Raw genomic sequence first — 22,082 nt, forward strand, 5'->3', positions numbered from 1 at the left:
TCCAGACTTTCCGGTCTTTCAGGGACGAAGCCGGCCAAAGCCGGCTTGCATCGTCAATTCCTCTTCAGTGCGGCGTCGATGATGACCTTCGCTGCCTGAAACGCGGCCTCTATACTCATTTCCGAGGTATCAAGCAAGTGCGCATCCTCGGCAGGCCTCAGGGGGCTGTCAGCCCGGCCCATGTCGCGCTCGTCGCGTTTCTTTACGTCGACGAAGATTTCCGCGTAGTCGGCAGACTGGCCCCTGCCGACGATCTCGTCGTAACGGCGCCTGGCGCGCACTTCCGGGGAGGCTGTGACGTAAAACTTCACGGGCGCCTCGGGGCAGACGACGGTGCCGATATCGCGACCGTCGAGCACGGTTCCGGGATCCCGTCGCGAAAAAGCGCGCTGCGCCTCGACCAATGCCCGGCGGACAGCCGGCATCACGGCGATCTTCGACGCCGCCTCACCGATCGCATGGACAGACAATACATCGCGATCGAGACCGGCAAGTTCCACCTCGCGCGCCATCTTCTCCGCAATTTTCTCGTCGTCGAGCGGCAGGCCTGCATCGAGAAGCGCCTTGGCCGCGGCGCGGTAGGTCAGACCGGTGTCGAGGTGATGGAAGCCATAGGCGTCCGCAATCCGGCGGGACAGCGTCCCTTTTCCAGCGGCCGCGGGGCCGTCAATGGCGATGATCATTCCTGGCGTCAATTATTCCCACTCGTCTCTTGGCTTCAGGCGTTCCGCATGGCGCCGTACTGGCGAACCAGTTCCGCCATATCGCCCTGTCCGGGAATTTCATCAAGCCCCGCCGCCACGCCCTCGCGATCGGCGACGGGCCGGTTCTGGCTCACCTTCCACTTGCCTTCGATCTCGGCGATCTCTATCTCGACACCGACGATACCCTTGAGCTGAGCGCGGACGAAATCATCCGGCGCGTCGCTTACGGACCAAGGCAGCGCGCGGTTGCCTTCGTGCTGGCTGGTGATGGCGTTGATCTGGGAGAGCAGCCAGTCGGCGTCCTCGACGATGCGGGCGGATCCCCTCGCCTGTACGATCGCATAGTTCCAGGTGGGCACGACCTTTCCAGTCTCGCGCTTGGTCTGGTACCAGGACGGGGTCACGTAGGAATTGGCGCCCTGGAAGACGGTGAGCACGGAGGCACCGTCGCGGATATCCTTCCACTGGCCGTTGGCGCGGGCCAGATGCAGGCGGAGCGTACCCTTCTTCGACGCTGCCGCATCGAGATGGAACGGGACGGGATTGGCGAGCAGGCCGGACGCGCCGGCGGTAACCAGCAGACCCAGCGGATGGGCGCGGATCAGGGCATGCTGGGTCGCGAGATCCTCTTCCCTGAAATGCGGCGGCTGGTACATCGGACGGCTCCTTCAATGGCAGGCGTGTCCATATCACAAACCATCCCGGCGATCACCTGCGGCGCATTGATGGGACGCATGAAAGTTTGTCTTTGACATCAAAGGGGACAAGCCTTATGGGGACCGGCTTAGATTTTTCACCCAATAGAAGCCGCGCAGGCGGCGAGCCGATCTATTCGGCCATCCTCATGAGGCTCTGACTGTGGCAAAAGCGGAACTCGGAACCAAGCGCACCGACCCCGATACCGGCAAGAAATTCTACGACCTGAACCGCGATCCGGTCGTTTCCCCCTATACCGGCAAGTCCTGGCCGCTGTCCTTCTTCGAAGAAAACAGCGTGGCCAAGAAGATGGAACAGGCCGAGGAAGAGGACGTTCAGGAAGTCGATACCGAAAATCCGGAAGTCGAACTCGTCTCTCTCGAAGAGGGCGACGAAGCCGCCGGCGGCGACGATCTGCCCGACATCGGCGATGACGACGTGGATCTCGGCGATGACGACGACGACACCTTCCTGGAAGCCGACGAAGACGATGAAGACGACGATATGTCCGGCATCATCGGCGTGACCGGCGACGACGACGAAGTCTGATCGTCAACCATGATAAAGCCCGGCAAATCCATAAAAATTGCCGGGCTCGAAATTTTCGGCTTGCACTCTCCGTAAACGGGAAGTAATAAGCCGCCACCCCGATAGGCCCAACCGCCTCGGAGTTCCCAGGACCGGAAAATACCGGACCACCCTGATGGGGCTATAGCTCAGCTGGGAGAGCGCTTGCATGGCATGCAAGAGGTCAGCGGTTCGATCCCGCTTAGCTCCACCAAACCTAATCCCTACATATAGTTGTTGATCGACCGGGCCACGACGCTTGCTCGGCGCCGCGCTACCTCGTTATCAAACTGGTGCGCGGGTGACGGGCCAGCCGGTTATGGACGCGCTTGCGGGAGATCATTGTTGGACGGCTGGGATGTGCCTTCTGACGCTCGGCCCTTTGCTCCAACTCCGCCAGGCTCGTGCAGGCCGAGCTGTCGGCGGCGACCTCGTCCAGATATTGCCGGCGACGCGCGCCGGCCATCTGCCGGATGATGGTTGCGAATATGCCGGCCAGAACCGCAACGACTGCCAAAACGGACATTAGAGCGACCATGAACGCCTCCTGTCACCGCAATAACGCGCGCAGATGGAGAAAGTTCGGCAATTATAGTCCGACGTCGTTCACATCGCATCACATCCCTTTGCTCAGGGGGCACTTGCTTAAGGATGTCTCCAGGGGCGGCCGTGACGCCGGTCGAGCCAAGAAGTCCCTTGGAGCGCCGCCAGGATGATGATCACGCCGATCACCACCCTCACCTCCGGCACCTCACCGAAGAAGACATAACCCGTGACGGTGACGAAGACGATCGAGAGGTAACTGACGGGCGCAAGCACGCTCGCATCGGCGATCCGATAGGCTCGCAGGAAACAATATTGTCCAAGCTGGGCAAGGAAGCCGATGCCAAGCAGTGGGATCCAGTCCAAGGGCAAAACCGGCTGCCAGGTGAAGACCGCCGGAACGGCCGTGATGACCGTAAGGCCGACCGTGTAGAAGACCATCATGACCGTGGTGTTCTCGTCCTTGAGCGTGCGGGTTTGAATAATCGCCAGCGAGCCGAAGACGACCGAGACCAGTACGACCAGCACTTCGACATCGAAACTCGACGTGCCGGGCGCCATGACGATGAGCACGCCGACGAAAGCAAGGCCGGCGCCGAGCCAGCGGATGCGGCTCACCGTTTCGCCGAGCATGGCGACGGCCATGGCCATGGTGATCAGCGGTCGGGAGAAGCCGACGGCATTGACCATGGCGAGCGGCAGCATGGTGATGGCGAAGAAATTGCTGGTCAGCGCCACCGCATTGCAGGAGATACGAAAAATGTTGCGCCACGGGTGCTTGACGCGGCGCATTTCGGCGAGGTGCCGCCAGATCAGCGGCAGGATGAACAACAGCCCGATCATCGCCCGGATGAAAACGAGCTGGAAGGCGGGATAGGTCGCTCCTTGCGCCTTTACCAGCGCCGTCATGCCGCCGGAGACCAGCGTCATGTCGAGAAGCAGCCAGCCGATGCCGATGCGGGCGTTCGAGGCCTGCTCGCTTTCCGTTTCCGGCGCGTGTTCCGCCGTCACGCCGGCTGCACGAGGTTCGCCATCAGCCGGAAGGCGCCTGGCACGAGCTTTTCGAGCTGGTGATGCAGCACCAGGCTTGTATGGGTATGGCGGCCCTCGCCGATGGCGCCGGAGATCAGCGCACCCTTCAGCGGCTGTTCGTGGACATCGTGCATGGCCAGAAGCGGTTCGTAGGCATCATCCCAGCGGGAGACGAAATAGAGGCCGCGCTCCTTGTCCCACCCCTGCCAGTCCTGCTGGCCGATTATGTTCGGTCCCTTGAGCAGCAGATGGTCGGGTGCAAGCACGGTGACTTCCGCCTTTGGATCGGTGACGCGCCAGCGCAGCGACGGCGAGCCGATTTCGATGCGGCGGACCGGCGTCTCGTTCGGGTCCCAGCCGTCCATCGGACGGTGATAGAGGGTGACGAGGTGGCCGCCTTCTTCGACGAAGCGGTGCAGGCGTTGGGTCGCGGCTGCAAGGTCCTTGCGGAGGCCGAAGGCGAAGATGCCGACGACGATTGTGGTGAAGCGCGACAGATCACTGCTTAGCGCCCGAGCGTCGAGTTCGGCTACGTCGAGGCCCATGCGGGCGAGCCACAGACCGACGCGATCGGCACCGCCGCCGACATAACCGATGCGGGCGCCTTGGGGCAGCTTCAGATCGAGCGACAGGATCTTCAGGGTGGCGGGGGCACGAAAACTGGTGCGGCCGATATGCCGGTAGGCGATCGGCGTGACCTGGAAGGCCGGGTGGCCATCGACCTGCGGTTCGACCTCGACGAGGCCGGGCTTCACCGCATCGGTCGGGGAGGCGATCCAGCCGCCATCGGTCTTTTCCATCACCCAGCCGGCGGGCGTCCTGAACGAGACGGGGGCGTTGACGCCGGAGATATCGGCCTTGATCGGCCACTCCGCCTGTTTCGTGCCGAGGGGAACAAGGAGCGCATCTGGCTGCAGGGTCAACGACTGGGCGGGCGTTATCGAGAACGGCTCTTCGAGATCGAAGGTCCCGGTGACCGTGCGCCCGCCGATTTCGGCCGAGGCTTTCACGTGCGCATGGCCATTGCCTCCGAGTGCCGACCAAGCAGGCAGATAGAGGCGGGAGAGCGGCGCGTCCAATGCTGCCGTCAGCGCGAACACTTGCTCGTTGGCGAGCGACCGGACGGAGGACGAGACGCCGGGCGGGAGAGCGGGGACGATATCGACCTTGTGGCTGGAAGCGCCTTCGCCAAGCTCCACGGTGAGCGCCGCAGCGCCGCCGGGGGAAATGGCTGAGGGATCGGCATAAGCGCGTTCGAAGATCGCCGCTGCATCGAGGATCGCGGCATCAACTTCGGCCTGCTTGCGCGCGATGCGATGACCATGCAGGGCCATAAACTCCTCTGATGCCGTGGACGCAACGAGCTCCAGCCAACCGGCGGCCTCGGTCAGCGCCGCAATGATCGCATCACGATCCGGGAACGCCGCCATAACCACCGCGGTAGCCTGATCGGCTGAGCGCAACGCATCCTTCGCATTTGCCGCAAGATCCGGAAAATCCGAAAGCACGGTCAGCGAGGCCGGCAGACCCTGAAGGACCGACTGCTCCGCCTTCGCTCCCCCGACGGAGAGTTTCAGATGCAGGGGCCACTCCCTTTCCGCCTGTTTCGGCCAATGCCCCATCCCTTGGGAGGCGTGGTAATAACGCGACCATTCGCCGATCCGGTCGTATTCCACGCCAGTCGCCGGATCGCGACCCTCCGCAAGAACCGTCACCGTCGTATCCGGCGGCGGTACCTCGTCGTCATAGGTATTACCCCCACCGGACCAGCCAGGTAGATAATATTTCGCGACCCTCCATGGTTTCAAGCCTTCCGCGATATGCTCAGGATAAGCATTCGGGTCCGCGGTTAGCGCAATCGCCGTCTCGGCGGCGCGGGTCATGGCGCGGTGGTGGCCGTGCTGGCCGGGGACATCGAGGAAGGTCGGGATGACGATATCAGGGCGTTCCATGCGGTAGGCGCGCACCAGGCGCTCGACGATGCGGGCTTCGCCCCAGCGCGTGAAGGTCGCGTCCCCATCCTTGGAAAAACCGAAATCGTGCACCGGGTCGCAGGGGCCGTGGCCGAGCCAGGATATATCGGCGTCAATGACCCGGGCCGCCTCTTCCAATTCGCGGGAACGCAACACGCCAAGCGGGCCGAGGCGTTCCGGTCCCAGCGCATTTTGCCCACCCTCCCCACGCGTCGAGCAGGCGATGATGACCCGCATGCCAAGGCCAAAACGGAACCAGGCGAGCATCCCGTTCTGCTCGTCGTCCGGATGGGCACCGGTATTCATTACCGTGACCGTCGATTTCAGACGCGAAAGCCTCCGATGAAGCCGCACGAGCGAGGGGTCGGCCATTTGCCGTTCGATGCGTTCGCGAGCGGTCAGCATGAAAGTTCTCCAAAAATATCAGGTAGGAATATCGGCAAGCACGGCATGTGAGGTTTCGAGCTTGGGCGTCACCACATCGAAGAGCGGAAGTGCTGCCGCGCCGAGTGCGGCGGTCAGTTGTCCGGTCTGGCCGCGCAAGACACGCGGCAGGTCTCGCTGGCGCCGACTAGCGACCGAGGTGGGGAGATTGCCCATGCGGCCGATGATATCGCCGATGACGGCGTCCGGCAGCGCCCCCCCGAGGATCACGGTCTGCGGATCAAGGATGTTTTCGAGCATTGCAACCATCGGACCGAGATAGGTGGCTGCCTCGTCAACCCATTCCTCGATGAGGGGATGCCGTTCGGCATGCAATTTCTCGATGTCGGAAAAGCCGCAATCCGGAAGGCCGGCACAGCTGAGCTTTTCCTTCAGCACATAGACGGAAGCATAACCCTCCAGGCACCCGAGCTGGCCGCAGGAAGGGCAAGTCTTGCCTTTCGGCACGACCGTGACGTGGCCAATTTCACCTGCATTGCCGAAGGCACCGCGATAGGGCGCGCCATCCTGGATGATCCCCAAACCAATGCCAACGCCAAAATAGATCATGCCGAAATTGGAGATCGTCAGGCCTGCCCCGAAAAGCCGTTCGCCGACTGCCGCGGCCGTGGCATCGTTTTCTATGAGCACCGTATGGCCGCAAGCCTCGCTCAGTGATTGTGCCGCGTCCAGGCCCGCCCAGCCCGGCAGCGTGGTTGGACCAACCGATGTCATGCCGTCGATCCCGAAAGGACCCGGCATGACAACGCCCGTACCCAGGAGTTTTGCGCCGACCGATCGACTGACTGTGGAAAGCTCGTCCGCAAATGCCGGAAGAATGTGTTCCGGTGTCGCATCCCGAAGCGACACGATGCGCCTTGCCCGGAGTTTTCCGGAGAGGTCGAGCGCCACGGTCACCATATGGTCGGCGGCGATTTCCACGCCGATCGTGGCACCGCCTTCGGGGTTGACGGCGAACTGAACCGGCGGCTGACCCCGGCCGGACCGCAGGCGCCCCATTTCCATCAGCAAGCCCTCGCTCGCCAGCTCATCCACGATATTGGCGACCGCCTGCGGTGTGAGACGGGTGAGCTTTGCGATGTGGGCGCGACCGAGGGAACCATGCCGCCTCACCACATCGAGCACAACGCGCCGGTTGTGATCGCGGCTTCGTTCGGGGTTCTTCCCGATGGCTACCGGATGGGTGCCGATCGTGTGTATGGTCATCTCGCCGGTCCTTGGTTCGAGGGAAATTCATAACGCCGCAAGGCGGCAGGCGGCAATACAATAATTCAAGTAAATTATCTTATTGACAAACGATGCCAGCCGGGAAACCGTAAGGGAGTTGCGGCACCGAGCCGCAGCACTTCGGCGGAAGCATCTTTTCGCAGATCGGCAAGGCGTCCAACGTCAATCGACGGTGGGATGCAGGGAACAACCAGCCCCAAAGACCGGGAGATCCGGCGGGGTAAACGGAGGCTCACATGCGCAAGGCAACTTTGTTCGCCGGTCTCGTCGCCGGATTCAGCACATTTGCATTCAATGCCGCGCAGGCGGTCGAGATCGAATATTGGCAGTATGTCTTCGAGACGCGCGTGAAGGCGATGGACCAGCTCATCGCCGAGTTCCAGAAGGCCAATCCGGGCATCACCGTCAAACAGGTCACCTTCCCTTATGCCGATTATCAGACCCGGGTGATCGCCGCCAACATGGCGGGTCAAGGTCCGGACGTCATGCAGCTCTTCTACGGCTGGCTCGACAAATTCGTATCCGGCCAACTTCTGCAGCCGCTGCCGACCAATATGTTCCCGCACGACAAGATCGAGAGCGAATTCTTCCCGATCGTCAGCGCCATGAAGCGTGGCGAGGATTATTACGGTTTGCCCACCGCAGTGCGCTCGCTTGCACTTTTTTACAACAAAAAGCTCTTCACGGAAGCCGGCCTCGATCCTGCGAACCCGCCGAAGACGCTCGACGAGTTCGTCGCCGCAGCCGAAAAGATCGCCAAGCATGATGCCTCGGGTAACCTTACCGTTGCGGGCTCGACACTCGATATGGGCGGGCAGGACCACCAATGGTGGCGCGAAGTGCTGATCCGCCAGTTTGGCGGCACCCCCTACACGGACAACGACGCGAAAGTTGCCTATGATAGCGAAGCCGGCATCAAGGCGCTGACGTTCTATACCAGTCTTCAACTCGAAAAGAAGATCGGACAGGCCGGCTTCATGGACGAGGGCCAGGCTGCATTTCGCGGCGGCAAGGCCGGCATGACGATCGATGGCACCTTCCGCCTCGGCTCTTTCAAGACGATCAAGGACTTCGAATGGGGCGTAACCGAACTGCCCGCCAATGCAGAAGGCGTTCGATCCAACTACGCTAGTTATTTCGCCAACGGCATCAGCGCCAAGACCAAAGGCGAAGAACTCGAAGCTTCCAAGAAGTTCCTGGCCTACATCTCCTCGCCCGAAGCGATGGAGATCTGGCTAAAGACAGTCGGCGAATTGCCGGCAAGGCGTTCAGCGGCGCTCACCGAAGCCAATCTGAAAGACCCCATCTATGGGCCTTTCCTGAAAGGCCTGGAATACGCTCACACCACGCTGTTCAAGGATGAAGCCGCCCAGCGCCAGAACGCCATCGATATGGCGAACCGCGTCCTGCTCGAAGGCCAATCCGTCAAGGACTCTATCAAGCAGGCGGCAGAAGCCGAACAGGAAATCATCGACGCGGCCAAGCCATAACCGGCGGAGCCAATCATGGCAGCGATCGAACAACGGGGGGCGGCATCCGACCGTCCCGGCGGATCCCTTGGAGACCGCATTTCCATGCGGACGAAGCGGCTGCTCTGGGTCTGGGGATTTCTGGCGCTGCCGATCCTCTTCTACACAGTGATCCGCTTTTATCCGACATTTCAAGCCTTCTACCTGTCGTTTACCAATTGGGACCTGCTCCGCCCCGCGAAGTTCATCGGCGCCGCGAATTACGTGAAGCTGTTCAAGGATCCGCAGTTCTGGAAGGTGTTCAAAAATACCTTCACCTATCTGATCGTCGGCACTCCTATCAGCCTGGTTCTGGCCTTCGTCATCGCCTTTTTTCTCGATCGCGTTCGCCTCCTACACGGCTTCATCCGGGCGCTTTATTTCCTGCCCTACCTTACAACTGCCGCGGCCATGGCCTGGGTCTGGCGCTGGTTCTACCAACCGCCGCCGATCGGCGTGATCAACGACGTCTTCGGCATGCTTGGCATTCCGCAACAGCCCTTTATCCGCTCGGTGGACCAGGCGCTGTTTTCGATCATGGTAACGGCCATATGGGCGGGCCTCGGCTTCCAAATCATCATCTTCATGGCCGGACTACGCGCCATTCCGACTACTTTCTACGAGGCTGCCCGCATCGATGGGCTCGGCGAATGGGCAATCCTGCGCAAGATCACCCTGCCGCTCCTGAAGCCGACCACCGTCTTCCTGGTGGTCTTCTCGTCGATCGGTTTCCTGCGCATCTTCGATCAGGTCTACAACATGACCACCAACGATCCCGGCGGGCCGCTCGGATCGACCAAGCCGCTAGTGCTGATGATCTACCAGACCGCCTTCAACTCCTACGCCATGGGATATGCGGCCGCACAGACCGTTGTTCTGTTCACCATTCTGCTGGTGGTTTCGTTGCTGCAGCTCTTCATCCTGAGGGACAAGAAATGAGCGAAGCGCCAGCCCTTTTCCATTCCAACATCCGACCTGGCCGGATCATCGCCTGGACATTGCTTCTGATCGGCGGCCTCATCATGGTCTCGCCACTTGCCTTCATGTTCTCGACATCCTTCAAGACGGCCGATCAAGTCTACGACCTGCGCCTTGTACCGGCTGCGCCTACACTTACGAATTACATCGCCGTACTGGCCGACGGCCGATTCACGCGCTGGTTCTTCAATTCCACGCTGGTTGCGGTCATAGTCACCCTATCGAACTGCTTCTTCGACAGCCTGGTCGGCTATACGCTCGCGAAATTCCAGTTTCGTGGCCGCTATTTCATCTTTCTCGCAATCCTCTCGACGCTGATGATTCCCACCGAGATGCTGGTCATTCCGTGGTATCTAATGTCGAGCCAGCTCGGCTGGCTGGACAGCTATTGGGGCATCATGTTTCCCGGCATGATGACGGCCTTCGGCACCTTCCTAATGAAGCAATTTTTCGAGACTGTGCCGAACGATTTCATCGAGGCCGCGCGCGTCGACGGGCTCAATGAATTCCAAATCTGGTGGAAAGTGGCGCTACCGCTGGTGACGCCGGCGCTTTCGGCGCTTGCGATCTTCACCTTCCTTGGCAACTGGACGGCGTTCTTCTGGCCGCTGATCGTCACCACCAGCAAGGAACTCTATACGCTGCCGGTTGGACTTTCGAGCTTCGCGGTCGAGCAGTCCATCCAGTGGGAAATGATCATGACAGGTGCGGCAATCGCCACCCTTCCCACGCTTCTCGTCTTCCTCGTCCTGCAGCGCTACATCGTCCGCGGTGTGATGCTGGCAGGCCTGAAAGGATAAAACCATGGCGGATATCAACCCGCGCCTTTCCGACACCAGCAAGTTCCCCGATCCGGTCTACAAGGAAACGGTGCTGCGGCCGCTCTTTGACGGCGCCAAGAGCCATCACGTTGATGGTTTCCGCCGGATCGACCGCGCGCATCTCGTCATGCTGGTCGAAACCGGCATCCTTGAGAAGAGTCTTGCGTCCAAGATCGCTGATGCGCTCGTGGCGATCGATCGGGAAATCGATCCTTCGACCCTCGTTTATACGGGCGAGGTGGAGGATTTCTTTTTCCTCATCGAGAAGGAGCTGAAGGCCCGCATCGGCGTTGATATCGCCGGGCGCCTGCACACGGCCCGTTCGCGCAACGACATCGACCACACGCTCTTCAAGCTCGGCCTCAAGGACAGGATCGATGCGCTGATGGGTAAAGCTCGACGCCTGCTTGCCACGATGATCGATGCCGCCGAGCGGGAGAAGGCGACGTTGATCGTGGCCTATACCCACGGCCAACCGGCCCAGCCGACCACGTTCGGACACTATCTCTCCGCTGCGATCGAGGTACTGATCCGGGATATAGAACGACTTGCCGAAGCCCGCCGGATCGTCGATCTGTCGCCGATGGGCGCTGCGGCGATCACCACGTCCGGCTTCCCGATCGACCGCGCCCGTGTCGCCGAACTGCTCGGCTTCTCGGCGCCGCTCAGAAATTCCTATTCCTGCATCGCCGCCGTCGATTATACGACTTCTACCTATTCGGCGATCGAGTTGATGTTCCTGCATCTCGGTCGACTGATCCAGGATTTCCAGTTCTGGACGAGCTTCGAAGTCGGCCAGATCTACGTGCCGAATGCGCTGGTGCAGATTTCCTCGATCATGCCGCAGAAGCGCAATCCGGTGCCGATCGAGCATCTTCGCCATCTCGCGAGCCAGACGATGGGCCGAGCCCGGACCATGCTCGACGTGATGCACAACACGCCCTTCACCGACATGAACGACAGCGAGGGCGAGACCCAAGGCATGGGCTACGAGGCCTTCGCCTCCGCCTCCCGTGTGCTCGACCTGCTTGCCGCGCTGATCAGCCAGATCAGCGTCGATCCGGAACGGGTGGACCAGAACATCCGCCGGTCCTGCATTACCATCACCGAGCTTGCGGACTCCCTGGTCAGGATCGAAGACCTTTCCTTCCGCGAGGCGCACGAGATTGCCGCCGCGACCGCCAAGAGCGTCGTCGCCGCCAAGGGCAGCCTGAGCGATGACGGATACGAGCCCTTCCTGAAGGCGTTTGAACATCTCACGGGCCGCAAGCCCTCGGTCGATCTCGTCAAGTTCAGGGAGATCGTCTCGCCGGAGCATTTCGTTTCCGTGCGCGCCCGCTTCGGCGGCCCCGCGACCGAGCCGATGAACGCGGCGTTGACCAGCTATCGCGAGACACTTTCCGCTTTCGAGGCGCACGCAAGGAAGGCGGCGGAGTACGAAGCAGCCGCCGCGGCCGAACTCGAGGAAAAATTCACCGCCCTCGTGGGAGCCTGCTGATGGCAACGATCGAACTTGAGAAACTCGTGAAGAGCTACGGCAAGGTCGAGGCGGTCAAGGGCATCGACCTTTCGATCGCCGACGGTGAGTTTATTGTCTTCGTCGGTCCGTCCGGCTGTGGAAAATCGACCACGCTCCGAATGATTGCAGGGCTCGAAGAAATTTCCGGCGGCACGCTGAAGATCGGCGAGGCGGTGGTCAACGAACGCGAACCGAAGCAGCGCAACATTGCCATGGTATTCCAGAACTATGCGATTTATCCGCATATGACGGTGCGCCAGAATATCGGCTTCGGGCTTTATACCTCGAAATTCAGCAAGCCCGAGAAGGACAGAAGAATCGAGGAGGCCGGCCACATCCTCGGCCTCGAGGCCTTACTCGACCGACGCCCTGCGGCGCTTTCCGGCGGCCAACGGCAACGCGTCGCGATCGGCCGCGCCATGGTCCGCGATCCTGCCGCTTTCCTGTTCGACGAACCGCTTTCCAACCTCGACGCCCAGCTTCGCGCCCAGATGCGCATCGAGATCAAGCGCTTGCACCAGCGGCTGAAGACAACCACCGTTTACGTGACGCATGACCAAATCGAGGCCATGACCATGGCCGACCGGATCGTCGTGATGAAGGACGGCAATATCCTTCAGGTCGGAACGCCCTCGGAGCTCTATGAAAGCCCCGTCGACGTGTTCACCGCGCGTTTTATCGGCAGCCCTTCGATGAACCTGGTGCGTGGCAGGAGAACCGGCAGCGGCGTGGAGGCACAGGACGGCGGCGATGTCCTGATCGGCATCCGGCCCCACGACCTGATCGTTGCCGACGATGATAAGGCGTCCCCTGCCGCATTCCGGTTGCGCGGCACCGTGATAGCCGTTGAGCCACTGGGGCCGGAGACGCTCGTACATCTGGATGTGGTCGGAACCTCAATCATTGCGACCGCGCGAAACAAGTTCGTGCCGGCCGTCGGAAGTACTCTCAGCTGCGCCGCCGCTTCCGGTGGCCTCTACCTCTTCGATGCCAGCACAGAGAAATTTCTGGAGCGTTCATAATGACGCATACAGAGACAAGATCCGCGGTGCTCAGCATCGGGCGGATCTATTGCGACCTTATCTTCACAGGCCTCGACCACTTGCCGGTGCTGGGGCGCGAGCTTTTTGCAAGCGGGATGGAGATCGCGGCCGGCGGCGGAGCCTTCATCGCTGCGGCGCATCTCGCCCATGCGGGGCGCAAGGTGGCGCTCGCTGCCCGGCTCGGCACGGACTCTCTGTCGGCGGGCGTCGAAACGCAGATTCGTGAAAGCGGGGTCGACCTTCAGTTCATCGAACATTCGGAAGACGCCGGACCGCAAGTGACCGTGGCGGCCGTGGTCGGGCAGGACCGCGCCTTCTTGACCCGCCGTGCGGGACAAGCCCTTCCGGCAACGCTCGACGCCGCCTTGGACTGGGAAGAGGCGCGCCACCTCCACATCGCCGAATACGCAACGCTGCACGAAATCCCGGATCTCGTTTCCCGCGCTAAGGAAAGAGGCCTCACCGTCTCGCTCGACCCCAGTTGGGACGCGACGCTGATTTACGATCGCGGCCTGCTCCGCGCCTGCGAAGACGTCGATCTGTTCATGCCGAACCTAGAAGAGGCAGAAGCGATCACCGCTTCTGCCGATCCGCAAGCTGCGATCCGCAAACTGTCGCTTGCGTTTTCGACGGTCGTGGTGAAGGGAGGCGCGAAGGGCGCATGGGCAATGTCGAATGACCAGGTGCTGCATGAGCCAGCCGAGACGGTACCGGTTATCGATACGACGGGGGCAGGCGATGCTTTTAATGCGGGCTTCATCAATGCGTGGCTGAACGGGGCCTCTGACGAGGCTTGTTTGCGTGCCGGCATCCGCTTCGGCAGCCTTGCGGTTCAGGCTGCCGGCGGCGCCAGGCTGCTTCCGGCTGCGAATTAGGCAATCGCCCGATCGTTCGTGTCAAACCGATGAAGGCTTGCCTTGTCCGGCGTGGCATAAACCACGTCATCGGGCGCATAACGATGCTCGCCGAACAGTCGAACGGTCAGAAGTCCCGTCACTTCCGTTTCCAGATAAACGATCGTATCGGCGCCGAGGTGCTCCACGTGAATCACCCTGCCTTTCCAGGCGCCGTTTTCGCGGGACAGGGCGATGTGCTCAGGACGGACACCGATCGTTTTCGCGCCGGACTGACCGAGTTTTTCTGCGGGGATAAAATTCATCTGCGGCGAGCCGATGAACCCGGCAACGAAGATGTTGGCCGGCCTGTTGTAAAGCTCCATCGGCGAGCCGATCTGCTCGATCGCGCCGGCATTCAGCACGACGATCTTGTCGGCCAATGTCATAGCCTCGACCTGGTCGTGGGTGACGTAGATCATTGTCGCTTTCAGCCGCCGGTGAAGGCCGGCGATCTCCAGCCGCGTCTGGACGCGTAGTGCCGCGTCGAGGTTCGAGAGCGGTTCGTCGAACAGGAAGAGCTTCGGTTCGCGCACGATGGCGCGGCCGATGGCAACGCGCTGGCGCTGGCCGCCGGACAATTCGGCCGGTCGGCGGGCAAGATAGGGATCAAGCGACAACATGGCCGACGCCTTGGCGACGCGGGTGTCGATCTCCGCTCTTTCGGTGCCCGCCTGCTTGAGGCCAAGACCCATATTGTCCTTGACATTGAGGTGGGGATAAAGCGCGTAGGACTGGAAGACCATGGCAATGCCGCGCTTTGCCGGCGGCGTGTTGACGACTTCTGCGCCGTCGATCCGCACGCTGCCGGAGGTGGCATCCTCAAGCCCGGCAATCACCCGCAGGAGCGTGGATTTGCCGCAACCGGACGGCCCGACGAAGATGACGAACTCGCCGTCCTTGACCTCAAGGTCGATGCCTTTCAGCACCTCGTGCGTGCCGAAGGCCTTGCGGATGGATTTCAGCTCAAGAGAACCCAAGGTACGTTTTCCTTATAAACGGATCGGCTTGCCGGTGCGTACGCTCTCATCCGCCCCGAGGCAGATCCTGAGCGACTGGACGGCATCGTCCATGTGCCGGGTGAGATCGATGTCCCCGCGGATGGCATTCAGAACATAGGCCTGTTCGAGATCGCAGAGTTTCTGGTGATCCGGCTCACCGGACATGGAAAGATCTTCATCCGGCCGAATAAACCGGCCATCCGGGCCGGTCTCGGCGGTGTGGACACGGATGACCGAAGTCTTGGTATGCGTGTCGATGTCGTCGGACTTGGCCTTATGATCGACGAGGATCGACACCGACCCCCTGGGCGACATGACGTCCTTCACGAAGAAGGCCGTCTCCGACATCATCGGACCCCAGCCTGCCTCGTACCAGCCGACGGAACCGTCCTCGAACATCACCTGCAGATGGCCGTAGTTATACATGTCCGGCGCAATCTCTTCGGACATGCGCAGGCCCATGCCGCGCACCTCGACCGGCCTGGCATCGGTGATCTGGCACATGACATCGACGTAATGCACGCCGCAATCGACGATCGGCGAGGTGGTTTGCATCAGCGCCTTGTGGACGTCCCATTTTTCGCCCGACGACTGCTGGTTCAGGTTCATGCGGAAGACGAAAGGCGGACCGAGCTTGCGCGCCTCCTCGATCAGCCGCATCCAGGACGGGTGGTGGCGAAGGATATAACCGATCACCAGCTTGCGGCCATGCTTCTTCGCCGCCGCGACGACGCGCTCGGCATCGGCGACGGTGGTCGCCAGAGGCTTTTCCACGAAGACGTGGCAGCCGGCTTCAAAGGCCATGACCGCATAGTCCGCGTGACTGTCCGAATAGGTGTTGATCGAGCATAAATCAGGCTTCAGTTGATCGAGTGCCTGCCCGAAATCCGAGAAGACCGGATAGGCATCGAGCTCCGTCGGCAAATCCCGTTTCGTACGGTTGACGAGCCCGACGATCTCGAAGCCCGGATTGTTGTGATAGGCGAGCGCATGGCTGCGGCCCATGTTACCGACGCCTGCGACGACAACGCGGACAGGAGGAGTGGATGTGTTCACTTGACGGCTCCCGAGGTGATGCCGCGGATCAATTGCCGCGAGAAGATGACGTAAAGCACCATGACCGGCAGGATCGCCAGCGACAGCGCCGACAGCACTGCATTCCAGTTGGTGACGAACTGGCCGATAAACATCTGGGCGCCGAGCGTGACCGTCTTGGTGGCCTCGCCGGGAGCCAGGATCAACGGGAACCAGAGGTCGTTCCAGATCGGGATCATGGTAAAGACCGCGACCGTCGCCATGGCGGGCCTGACCAGCGGCAGGACAAGGCGGAAGAAGATCGCATATTCCGAAAGCCCATCGATCCGGCCGGCATTCTTCAGATCGTCTGATACGGTGCGCATGAATTCCGAAAGGATGAAGATGGCGAGCGGCAGCCCTTGCGCGGTGTAGACGAGGATCAGCGAGGTCAGCGTGTTGACGAGGCCGGCGGCCACCATGCCCTGCAGAATCGCGACCGTGCCGAGGCGGATCGGGATCATGATGCCGAGCGCCAGATAGAGGCCGAGCAGCGTGTTTCCGCGGAAACGGTATTCAGACAGAGCGAATGCGGCCATCGCGCCAAACAGCAGGACCAGAGCGATGGAGACAACCGTGACGACAAGGCTGTTCTGGAAATATCCGATGAAATCGCCCTGCTGCAGAACCGTCTCATAGCCGACGAGACTGAAGGTCGAGGGCGTCGGCACGGCCATCGGCTCGCGGAAGATGGCGTTGCGGCTCTTGAACGAATTGACCACCGTCAGGAAGACCGGGAAAAGCGCAACCACCGTATAGGCAATCAGCGCGAGGTGGATGAGCGCGGTGCGCAACGGAGCGGCGCGGGCTTTCGACATCTTTGCGCTCCTAGAATTGATAGCGACGCATGCGCCGCTGGATGACGAAGAGGTAAAGGGATACGCCGGCCAGGATGATGAGGAACATCACGGCGGCGATGGTGGCGCCCATGGAGCGGTCGCCCATCTGGTTCTGGAAACCGAAGAAGGTGCGATAGAGCAGCGTGCCCAGGATATCAGTCGAGCCGTTCGGCCCGGCGAGAGCGCCCTGCACCGTATAGATCAGGTCGAAGGCGTTGAAATTGCCGACGAAAGTCAGCACCGAGACGATGCCGATCGAAGGCAGGATAAGCGGCAGCTTGATCTTCCAGAACTGGCTCCAGCCGGTGATGCCGTCGCATTCGGCCGCTTCCAGAACTTCATCGGGAATATTCAGGAGCGAAGCATAGATCAGCATCATCGGGATGCCGACATATTGCCAGACCGAGATGAGGGAGACAGCGAGCAGCGCAGTATCCGGTTTGCCGAGCCAGGGCGCGAAGAAGGATTTGAGGCCGACAAGGTCCATCAGGCCCGGCGCAATACCCCAGATCGGCGAAAGGATGAGTTTCCAGATGAAGCCGACGATAACGAAGGACAGCAGCGTCGGCACGAAGATTGCCGAGCGGTAGAAAGCGGCGAAGCGCAAATTCGGTACCGACAGCATGGCGGCGATCGCGATGCCGACCGGGTTCTGCACCAGCATATGGATGATGAAGAAGACGACGTTGTTGCTCAGTGCGTTCCAAAAGTCGGCGGAAAGCCGCGGATCGCTGAAGAGCACCTTGAAATTGTTGAGACCCACGAAGGCGAGCTGGCCCTCGACCATGTTGAACAGCGACAGGCGCAGGGTCTCGATCAGAGGCAGGATCATTACGGCCGTATAGACGAGAAAGGCCGGCGCCAGAAAAACGGCAATGTGCCAGCGGGTCGACCGTTTGACAGGAGCCGCTTCGATATCGGCAATTTCGGTATCGCTCATGGCTCGGTTCCAAGTGTTCATAAGGGTGTCGGCGGAAAGGTTACGGCAATACTTACATCCAGCTACAGCTACCTTCTCCCCGTCTATTGGAGATAAGGCCGTGTTCTGCGGCAACTTCCTCGACGTCGTGGTCGAGCAGGGTCCATTCCCTCCCCCGGCTTGCAGGGAGAGGGTTGGGATGAAGCGCTTCTTTCGAAGAGGGCGCCTTCAGCTCACTTGGCCGGCTTGTACCAGCTGTCGAGACCCTTCTGGGTTTCGGCGGCGGCCTGTTCCGGCGTCTGGGTGCCGTTGATCACGTTCGCCGAAACACGCCACATCTCCAGATCGAGGTTCGGCTGCCCACGGCCGACGATCGCAGCGCTTGGACGGATGGTCGTCTTGCAGTTCTGGCGCCAGGATACGAATTCCTGAGCCAGACCATCGGTCATCTTGACCGGCTTGGAGTTCAGGCTGAAGAAGCCCGGCAGCGAGTTTGCATAGAGTTCGGCGAACTCTGGCGAGGCCACCCAAGCCAGGAAATTCTTCGCGGCCTCCTGGTTCTTGCCCTTGGCGTTCAGGCCGAGGCCAATGTCGTTATGGTCGGAGATGTAGCAGGTATCGCCGGCCTTCTTCACCGGTGGCGGGAAAGCGCCCATCTCGAAGTCAGCCTGCGCCTTGAACGGCGCGATTTCCCAGGAGCCAGCCGGATAGATCGCAGCACGGCCGAGCGTGAAGAGGTTCTGGCTGTCCGGGTAGGTTTGCGCTTCAAAACCGTCGCCCAGATAAGGCTTCCACTTCGCCAGCGCCTTGTAAGGCTCGACCCATTGCGCATCGGTGAGCTTTTCCTTGCCCGATATCAGCGCCTTGCGGCCTTCCTCGCCCTTCCAGTAGTTGGGGCCGATGTTGTAATAGCCCATCGTCGCCGCTTCCCACTGGTCCTTGGTGCCCATGGCGAGTGGGATGTAGTTGCCGTCCTTCTTGAACTTTTCGAGCACGGCGAAGAACTCGTCCTCCGTCTTGGGGACCTGAACGCCGGCCTCCTCGAATGCCTTCTTGTTGTAGATGAAGCCGTGGATGACGGAAGCCATCGGCACGCAGAAGGTCGTTTTGCCGTCGTCCGTAGTCCAGGCAGACTTCGCCACGTCGGAGAAGTTTTCCATGCCCGGCAGATCGCTCAGCGGAGCAAGCTGGCCCTTCTGGAACATGGCGAGCGAGAGGTCGAACGGGCGGCAGGTGATGAGGTCGCCGGCGGTACCGGCTTCCAGCTTGGCGTTGACCGCGGAATTGTATTCCGTCGGCGCCATCGGTGCGAAGCTCACCTTGATACCGGGGTTCTTCGCCTCGAAAGCCGGAATGATCTTTTCCTGCCAGATCGCCAAGTCGTCGTTCCGCCAGCTTTCGATCGTCAGCTGCGCATCCGCCGCGTGAACCAGGCCAGCAGGCGCGAGCACGGTCGTGGCGAAAAGCATGCCTTTCAATATGCGGGTCATGATGTTCTCCCTCTTTTTTTGCGCCTTCAGGCGCGCTTCATGGAACTCTTATTTGCCTGCAGTTCGCTCAGCGCGACACGCAGCACCTCGCCTGAGCGGGCGAGCAGCGCCTTCGCGACTTCGGTGCCGGGAGCGCCGGCGGCCAGCAGGACCGCGACCTTCACCGAACCCTGGGCAGACCCCATCAAAATGCCCGCCTCGTCCATATCGATGCCGGCGATCTCCGCCACCATACGTGCGGCGCGGGCACGCAGCTTGTCATTATCGGGGCGCAGGTTGACCATATGACCGTCATGAACATGGCCGAGCTTCACCGCAGCGAGCGTCGAGAGCATGTTGAAGGCCATTTTCTGGGCGGTGCCAGCACCCATGCGCGTCGAGCCGGCCACCACTTCCGGCGGCGTCTCCAGCAGGATCGCGACATCGGCTCTTTTGAAAAGCTCAGCGCCCGCGTTGTTGGCCATGGCGACAATCCTGGCTCCGCGCCTGTGGGCAATGTCGGCAACCGCGAGCGCGTAAGGGGTCGAACCGCTCGCCGACACGGCGATGACGCAATCGTCCCGGCCGACAATCGCGGCATCCTTTTTGGCCAGTGCAACGTCGTCTTCCGGCGCGCCTTCCATATCGGTGAGACTCGATATGCCGCCGGCGAGCAGAAGCACGATCTGCTCGCGCGGGATACCATAGGTGCCCGGCAGCTCAAGCGCGTCGGCCATGGCCATCAAGCCGGAACTGCCGGCACCCGCATAAAAAAGCTTGCCTCCGGACCTCAAGGTCGACGCAACAATATCCGCAGCCTGAGCAATGGCGGGAATGGCATCATCGACGGCCTTCGCCGCCTGCTGCTGGCCGGCCGCCAGAAGGCGCAGGATCTCAGCAGGCTCACGCGTATCGAGCCCTTCTGCCTTCCCATGCCTGGCTTCGGTGGCGTTACTGCTCATCCGGTTTCTCCCTCTGCCAAAATGATGCCAAAAAAATACCAATTGTCCAGAAGGAAAATTAACTTTTATGAAGAAAGAGGCTCACCGTTTGAATGAACCCGTAAAAAATAGCTTTATTTCAATAATATGCGGCATCCGCTTCGAAAAATTCCGAAATGGCCTTGGTTAATGGTATTTTTTTGGTATCATCAATTACGGAGGTATCCATGGGCGACTATTTTATCGGAATCGACGGTGGAGGAACGAGCTGCCGTGCGGCATTGGCCAACGGTGCAGGCGAGATCATCGGGCGCGGGAAAAGCGGCGCCTCCAATATTCTGACCGATCCCGATACTGCGCTCAAGCACATCACGGAAGCCGCGCGGTTCGCGTTCGAGAATGCGGGACTTATCCCCGATCTCGCTTCCGTTGCCGCCACCCTCGGCCTTGCCGGCAACAATGTCGGCGACGCGGTTAGCTACGTCCAGGGCCGCCTGCCCTTCAAGAAGGCGGATATCGTTTCCGACGGCGTCATCGCCTTGCAAGGCGCGATTGGAGACGATGACGGCGCGATCGGCATAGTCGGTACAGGCACGGTTTACATCACCCGGCATGAAGGAGTGCTTCGCTCCGTCGCAGGCTGGGGATTTCAGGTCAGCGATCTCGGCAGCGGTGCACGTCTCGGCCAGCTCGCACTGCAGGAGAGCCTGCTCGCCTATGACCGGATTCACCCGATGACAGAGTTCTCGAAGGCGATCCTCGCGGAATTCGGCAACAACCCCGAAAATGTCGTCGACTTCGCGCGTCTCGCCAGGCCCGGCGACTTCGGCCGCTACACGCCGAGGGTATTCGAGTTCGCCGGGCGCGGCGACGAAGCCGCAATACGCATTGTGAAGACGGGAGCCTCGGACATAGACCAGGCGCTCGATGCGGTGAACGCCATTACCAGAGGGAAAGGCCGGCTTTGCCTGCTGGGCGGGCTGGCGCCGCTTTATCCGCAATATCTTGCAGAACGGCACCGGTCGCGACTATCCGAACCACTTGCGGACGCCCTTACGGGCGCTGTCGCACTTGCAGTCAAGACCCATGGCCACGCGGCGGAGGTGCGCGTATGAACGAGACGCTTGCCACGATCCTTCCGCTCGATGGCCTTCAGTCAGCTGGGACAGGGCCGCTCTACATGAAGCTGCGGCAAAGCCTGGAAGATGCGATCCGTACCGGCAGGCTTAGCCATGGAGACGCACTGCCGGCGGAACGCGATCTTGCCGACTATGCCAATGTCAGTCGCGTCACCGTCCGCAAGGCCGTGGACGACCTCGTCAAGGACGGATTGCTTACCCGCAAGCATGGCTCGGGCACGTTCGTGGCCAAACCGTTGTCACGCGTCGAACAACCGCTAACCCGACTGACATCGTTCACGGAGGATATGGCCCGACGCGGCCTGGTGACGAGGTCGGAATGGCTGGAGCGCGGGCTTTTCCACCCCTCTCCGGAAGAAATGATGATGCTGGGGCTGGCACCAGGAACCAAGGTCGCCCGTCTCGGCCGTCTTCGCATTGCGGACGACATGCCGCTTGCCATTGAGCGGGCCAGTATTTCCGTCGAGTTCCTCCCGGACCCTTCGGTCGTCACCAACTCTCTTTATGCGGAGCTGGAAAAGAAGAACGCCCGCCCCGTGCGCGCCATCCAGCGAATATCAGCCTGCAATATGAAAGACCCGGATGCGGGGCTTTTGGCGGTGCCGATCGGAGCGGCCGGCCTGTCCATCGAGCGCGTATCCTATCTGGCGTCCGGCCGTGTCGTCGAGCTGACGCGGTCCCTATATCGGGGCGATGCCTATGATTTCGTGGCCGAGCTTTCGCTCGGCGAAAAATAACGTTCGAGGACAAGA

At 61.0% G+C, this 22,082-nt stretch carries 21 protein-coding genes and 1 tRNA gene; 10 read left to right on the top strand and 12 right to left on the bottom strand.

All coding sequences use genetic code 11. The features are described from left to right. Nucleotides 1-53 precede the first annotated feature (53 nt). Entirely contained in the window at nucleotides 54-683 is a 630-nt protein-coding gene (cmk, locus tag EDE09_RS17315; RefSeq protein ID WP_112796265.1) for a (d)CMP kinase, read from the bottom strand. Between the two features lie 35 nt (nucleotides 684-718). Beyond that, nucleotides 719-1,360 carry an FMN-binding negative transcriptional regulator gene (locus tag EDE09_RS17320; protein ID WP_112796263.1) on the bottom strand — a complete coding sequence of 214 codons (642 nt, stop codon included), beginning with the start codon at nucleotides 1,358-1,360 and terminating at the stop codon, nucleotides 719-721. Between the two features lie 202 nt (nucleotides 1,361-1,562). Here EDE09_RS17320 and EDE09_RS17325 point away from each other — a divergent pair, with 202 nt between their 5' ends. Together EDE09_RS17325 and EDE09_RS17330 are read left to right on the top strand one after the other, a co-directional pair. Further along, complete coding sequence (locus tag EDE09_RS17325) at nucleotides 1,563-1,949, top strand: TIGR02300 family protein (protein ID WP_105373610.1); 387 nt, start codon at nucleotides 1,563-1,565, stop codon at nucleotides 1,947-1,949. A gap of 156 nt (nucleotides 1,950-2,105) precedes the next feature. Next, nucleotides 2,106-2,181, top strand: a tRNA-Ala gene (locus tag EDE09_RS17330). Between the two features lie 60 nt (nucleotides 2,182-2,241). Here the strand turns inward: EDE09_RS17330 and EDE09_RS17335 are convergent. The 4 genes from EDE09_RS17335 to EDE09_RS17350 all read right to left on the bottom strand — a co-directional run bounded on the left by EDE09_RS17335 (nucleotide 2,242) and on the right by EDE09_RS17350 (nucleotide 7,165). After that, nucleotides 2,242-2,505, bottom strand: a complete 264-nt coding sequence (locus EDE09_RS17335; RefSeq protein WP_112796261.1) for a hypothetical protein — start codon at nucleotides 2,503-2,505, stop codon at nucleotides 2,242-2,244. Nucleotides 2,506-2,612: 107 nt separating this feature from the next. Continuing rightward, a complete protein-coding gene (locus tag EDE09_RS17340) occupies nucleotides 2,613-3,521 on the bottom strand; it encodes a DMT family transporter (protein ID WP_112796259.1) in 909 nt (302 codons plus the stop codon). Further along, nucleotides 3,518-5,920: a PIG-L family deacetylase gene (locus EDE09_RS17345; protein WP_112796257.1), complete on the bottom strand. Its 2,403-nt coding sequence runs from the start codon at nucleotides 5,918-5,920 to the stop codon at nucleotides 3,518-3,520. Before EDE09_RS17345 ends, EDE09_RS17340 begins: the two co-directional genes overlap by 4 nt. A gap of 18 nt (nucleotides 5,921-5,938) precedes the next feature. Further along, complete coding sequence (locus EDE09_RS17350) at nucleotides 5,939-7,165, bottom strand: ROK family protein (RefSeq protein ID WP_112796255.1); 1,227 nt, start codon at nucleotides 7,163-7,165, stop codon at nucleotides 5,939-5,941. Nucleotides 7,166-7,422: 257 nt separating this feature from the next. Here EDE09_RS17350 and EDE09_RS17355 point away from each other — a divergent pair, with 257 nt between their 5' ends. From EDE09_RS17355 to EDE09_RS17380, 6 genes are read left to right on the top strand one after another with little or no spacing between them, the layout of a single operon-like run. After that, nucleotides 7,423-8,676: an extracellular solute-binding protein gene (locus EDE09_RS17355; RefSeq protein ID WP_112796253.1), complete on the top strand. Its 1,254-nt coding sequence runs from the start codon at nucleotides 7,423-7,425 to the stop codon at nucleotides 8,674-8,676. A 15-nt stretch (nucleotides 8,677-8,691) separates the two neighbouring features. Continuing rightward, nucleotides 8,692-9,633, top strand: a complete 942-nt coding sequence (locus tag EDE09_RS17360; RefSeq protein ID WP_112796251.1) for a sugar ABC transporter permease — start codon at nucleotides 8,692-8,694, stop codon at nucleotides 9,631-9,633. Beyond that, complete coding sequence (locus EDE09_RS17365) at nucleotides 9,630-10,472, top strand: carbohydrate ABC transporter permease (protein ID WP_112796249.1); 843 nt, start codon at nucleotides 9,630-9,632, stop codon at nucleotides 10,470-10,472. Before EDE09_RS17360 ends, EDE09_RS17365 begins: the two co-directional genes overlap by 4 nt. Before the next feature lie 4 nt (nucleotides 10,473-10,476). Further along, nucleotides 10,477-11,991, top strand: coding sequence for an argininosuccinate lyase (gene argH, locus EDE09_RS17370; RefSeq protein WP_112796247.1), 1,515 nt, complete (start codon nucleotides 10,477-10,479; stop codon nucleotides 11,989-11,991). Beyond that, nucleotides 11,991-13,034, top strand: a complete 1,044-nt coding sequence (ugpC, locus tag EDE09_RS17375) for a sn-glycerol-3-phosphate ABC transporter ATP-binding protein UgpC (protein ID WP_132411932.1) — start codon at nucleotides 11,991-11,993, stop codon at nucleotides 13,032-13,034. The genes argH and ugpC overlap by 1 nt, the downstream gene beginning before the upstream one ends. After that, nucleotides 13,034-13,930, top strand: coding sequence for a PfkB family carbohydrate kinase (locus EDE09_RS17380; protein WP_112796243.1), 897 nt, complete (start codon nucleotides 13,034-13,036; stop codon nucleotides 13,928-13,930). Before ugpC ends, EDE09_RS17380 begins: the two co-directional genes overlap by 1 nt. Here EDE09_RS17380 and EDE09_RS17385 read toward each other — a convergent pair. From EDE09_RS17385 to EDE09_RS17410, 6 genes are all read right to left on the bottom strand, one after another. After that, on the bottom strand, nucleotides 13,927-14,928 hold the full coding sequence (locus tag EDE09_RS17385) for an ABC transporter ATP-binding protein (RefSeq protein WP_105373600.1): 1,002 nt from the start codon (nucleotides 14,926-14,928) through the stop codon (nucleotides 13,927-13,929). The genes EDE09_RS17380 and EDE09_RS17385 overlap by 4 nt on opposite strands. Before the next feature lie 12 nt (nucleotides 14,929-14,940). After that, nucleotides 14,941-16,005, bottom strand: a complete 1,065-nt coding sequence (locus tag EDE09_RS17390; RefSeq protein WP_112796241.1) for a Gfo/Idh/MocA family oxidoreductase — start codon at nucleotides 16,003-16,005, stop codon at nucleotides 14,941-14,943. Then, nucleotides 16,002-16,841 (bottom strand): carbohydrate ABC transporter permease, encoded by an 840-nt coding sequence (locus EDE09_RS17395; RefSeq protein WP_105373598.1) that lies wholly within the window; start codon nucleotides 16,839-16,841, stop codon nucleotides 16,002-16,004. The genes EDE09_RS17390 and EDE09_RS17395 overlap by 4 nt, the downstream gene beginning before the upstream one ends. A 10-nt stretch (nucleotides 16,842-16,851) precedes the next feature. Then, nucleotides 16,852-17,802 carry a sugar ABC transporter permease gene (locus tag EDE09_RS17400; protein WP_112796239.1) on the bottom strand — a complete coding sequence of 317 codons (951 nt, stop codon included), beginning with the start codon at nucleotides 17,800-17,802 and terminating at the stop codon, nucleotides 16,852-16,854. Nucleotides 17,803-18,014: 212 nt separating this feature from the next. Beyond that, nucleotides 18,015-19,271, bottom strand: coding sequence for an ABC transporter substrate-binding protein (locus EDE09_RS17405; protein ID WP_132411934.1), 1,257 nt, complete (start codon nucleotides 19,269-19,271; stop codon nucleotides 18,015-18,017). 26 nt (nucleotides 19,272-19,297) lie between these two features. Beyond that, nucleotides 19,298-20,212, bottom strand: a complete 915-nt coding sequence (locus EDE09_RS17410; protein WP_112796235.1) for an N-acetylmuramic acid 6-phosphate etherase — start codon at nucleotides 20,210-20,212, stop codon at nucleotides 19,298-19,300. A 206-nt stretch (nucleotides 20,213-20,418) separates the two neighbouring features. Between EDE09_RS17410 and EDE09_RS17415 the strand changes: the two genes are divergently transcribed. Continuing rightward, nucleotides 20,419-21,306 (top strand): N-acetylglucosamine kinase, encoded by an 888-nt coding sequence (locus EDE09_RS17415; protein WP_112796233.1) that lies wholly within the window; start codon nucleotides 20,419-20,421, stop codon nucleotides 21,304-21,306. Further along, the gene (locus EDE09_RS17420) at nucleotides 21,303-22,067 is read left to right on the top strand and encodes a GntR family transcriptional regulator (protein WP_112796229.1); all 765 of its coding nucleotides are present in this window, start codon (nucleotides 21,303-21,305) and stop codon (nucleotides 22,065-22,067) included. Before EDE09_RS17415 ends, EDE09_RS17420 begins: the two co-directional genes overlap by 4 nt. Nucleotides 22,068-22,082 lie beyond the last annotated feature (15 nt).

The sequence above is a fragment of the Neorhizobium sp. S3-V5DH genome (genome assembly GCF_004343065.1).
Lineage (GTDB): Bacteria > Pseudomonadota > Alphaproteobacteria > Rhizobiales > Rhizobiaceae > Neorhizobium > Neorhizobium huautlense.

What these genes read in the sequence shown, in the direction of transcription:
- cmk (WP_112796265.1), bottom strand. Translation starts at nt 683, where the DNA reads ATGATCATCGCCATTGACGGCCCCGCGGCCGCTGGAAAAGGGACGCTG.
- EDE09_RS17320 (WP_112796263.1), bottom strand. Translation starts at nt 1,360, where the DNA reads ATGTACCAGCCGCCGCATTTCAGGGAAGAGGATCTCGCGACCCAGCAT.
- EDE09_RS17335 (WP_112796261.1), bottom strand. Translation starts at nt 2,505, where the DNA reads ATGGTCGCTCTAATGTCCGTTTTGGCAGTCGTTGCGGTTCTGGCCGGC.
- EDE09_RS17345 (WP_112796257.1), bottom strand. Translation starts at nt 5,920, where the DNA reads ATGCTGACCGCTCGCGAACGCATCGAACGGCAAATGGCCGACCCCTCG.
- EDE09_RS17350 (WP_112796255.1), bottom strand. Translation starts at nt 7,165, where the DNA reads ATGACCATACACACGATCGGCACCCATCCGGTAGCCATCGGGAAGAAC.
- EDE09_RS17355 (WP_112796253.1), top strand. Translation starts at nt 7,423, where the DNA reads ATGCGCAAGGCAACTTTGTTCGCCGGTCTCGTCGCCGGATTCAGCACA.
- EDE09_RS17360 (WP_112796251.1), top strand. Translation starts at nt 8,692, where the DNA reads ATGGCAGCGATCGAACAACGGGGGGCGGCATCCGACCGTCCCGGCGGA.
- EDE09_RS17365 (WP_112796249.1), top strand. Translation starts at nt 9,630, where the DNA reads ATGAGCGAAGCGCCAGCCCTTTTCCATTCCAACATCCGACCTGGCCGG.
- argH (WP_112796247.1), top strand. Translation starts at nt 10,477, where the DNA reads ATGGCGGATATCAACCCGCGCCTTTCCGACACCAGCAAGTTCCCCGAT.
- ugpC (WP_132411932.1), top strand. Translation starts at nt 11,991, where the DNA reads ATGGCAACGATCGAACTTGAGAAACTCGTGAAGAGCTACGGCAAGGTC.
- EDE09_RS17380 (WP_112796243.1), top strand. Translation starts at nt 13,034, where the DNA reads ATGACGCATACAGAGACAAGATCCGCGGTGCTCAGCATCGGGCGGATC.
- EDE09_RS17395 (WP_105373598.1), bottom strand. Translation starts at nt 16,841, where the DNA reads ATGTCGAAAGCCCGCGCCGCTCCGTTGCGCACCGCGCTCATCCACCTC.
- EDE09_RS17400 (WP_112796239.1), bottom strand. Translation starts at nt 17,802, where the DNA reads ATGAGCGATACCGAAATTGCCGATATCGAAGCGGCTCCTGTCAAACGG.
- EDE09_RS17405 (WP_132411934.1), bottom strand. Translation starts at nt 19,271, where the DNA reads ATGACCCGCATATTGAAAGGCATGCTTTTCGCCACGACCGTGCTCGCG.
- EDE09_RS17410 (WP_112796235.1), bottom strand. Translation starts at nt 20,212, where the DNA reads ATGAGCAGTAACGCCACCGAAGCCAGGCATGGGAAGGCAGAAGGGCTC.
- EDE09_RS17415 (WP_112796233.1), top strand. Translation starts at nt 20,419, where the DNA reads ATGGGCGACTATTTTATCGGAATCGACGGTGGAGGAACGAGCTGCCGT.
- EDE09_RS17420 (WP_112796229.1), top strand. Translation starts at nt 21,303, where the DNA reads ATGAACGAGACGCTTGCCACGATCCTTCCGCTCGATGGCCTTCAGTCA.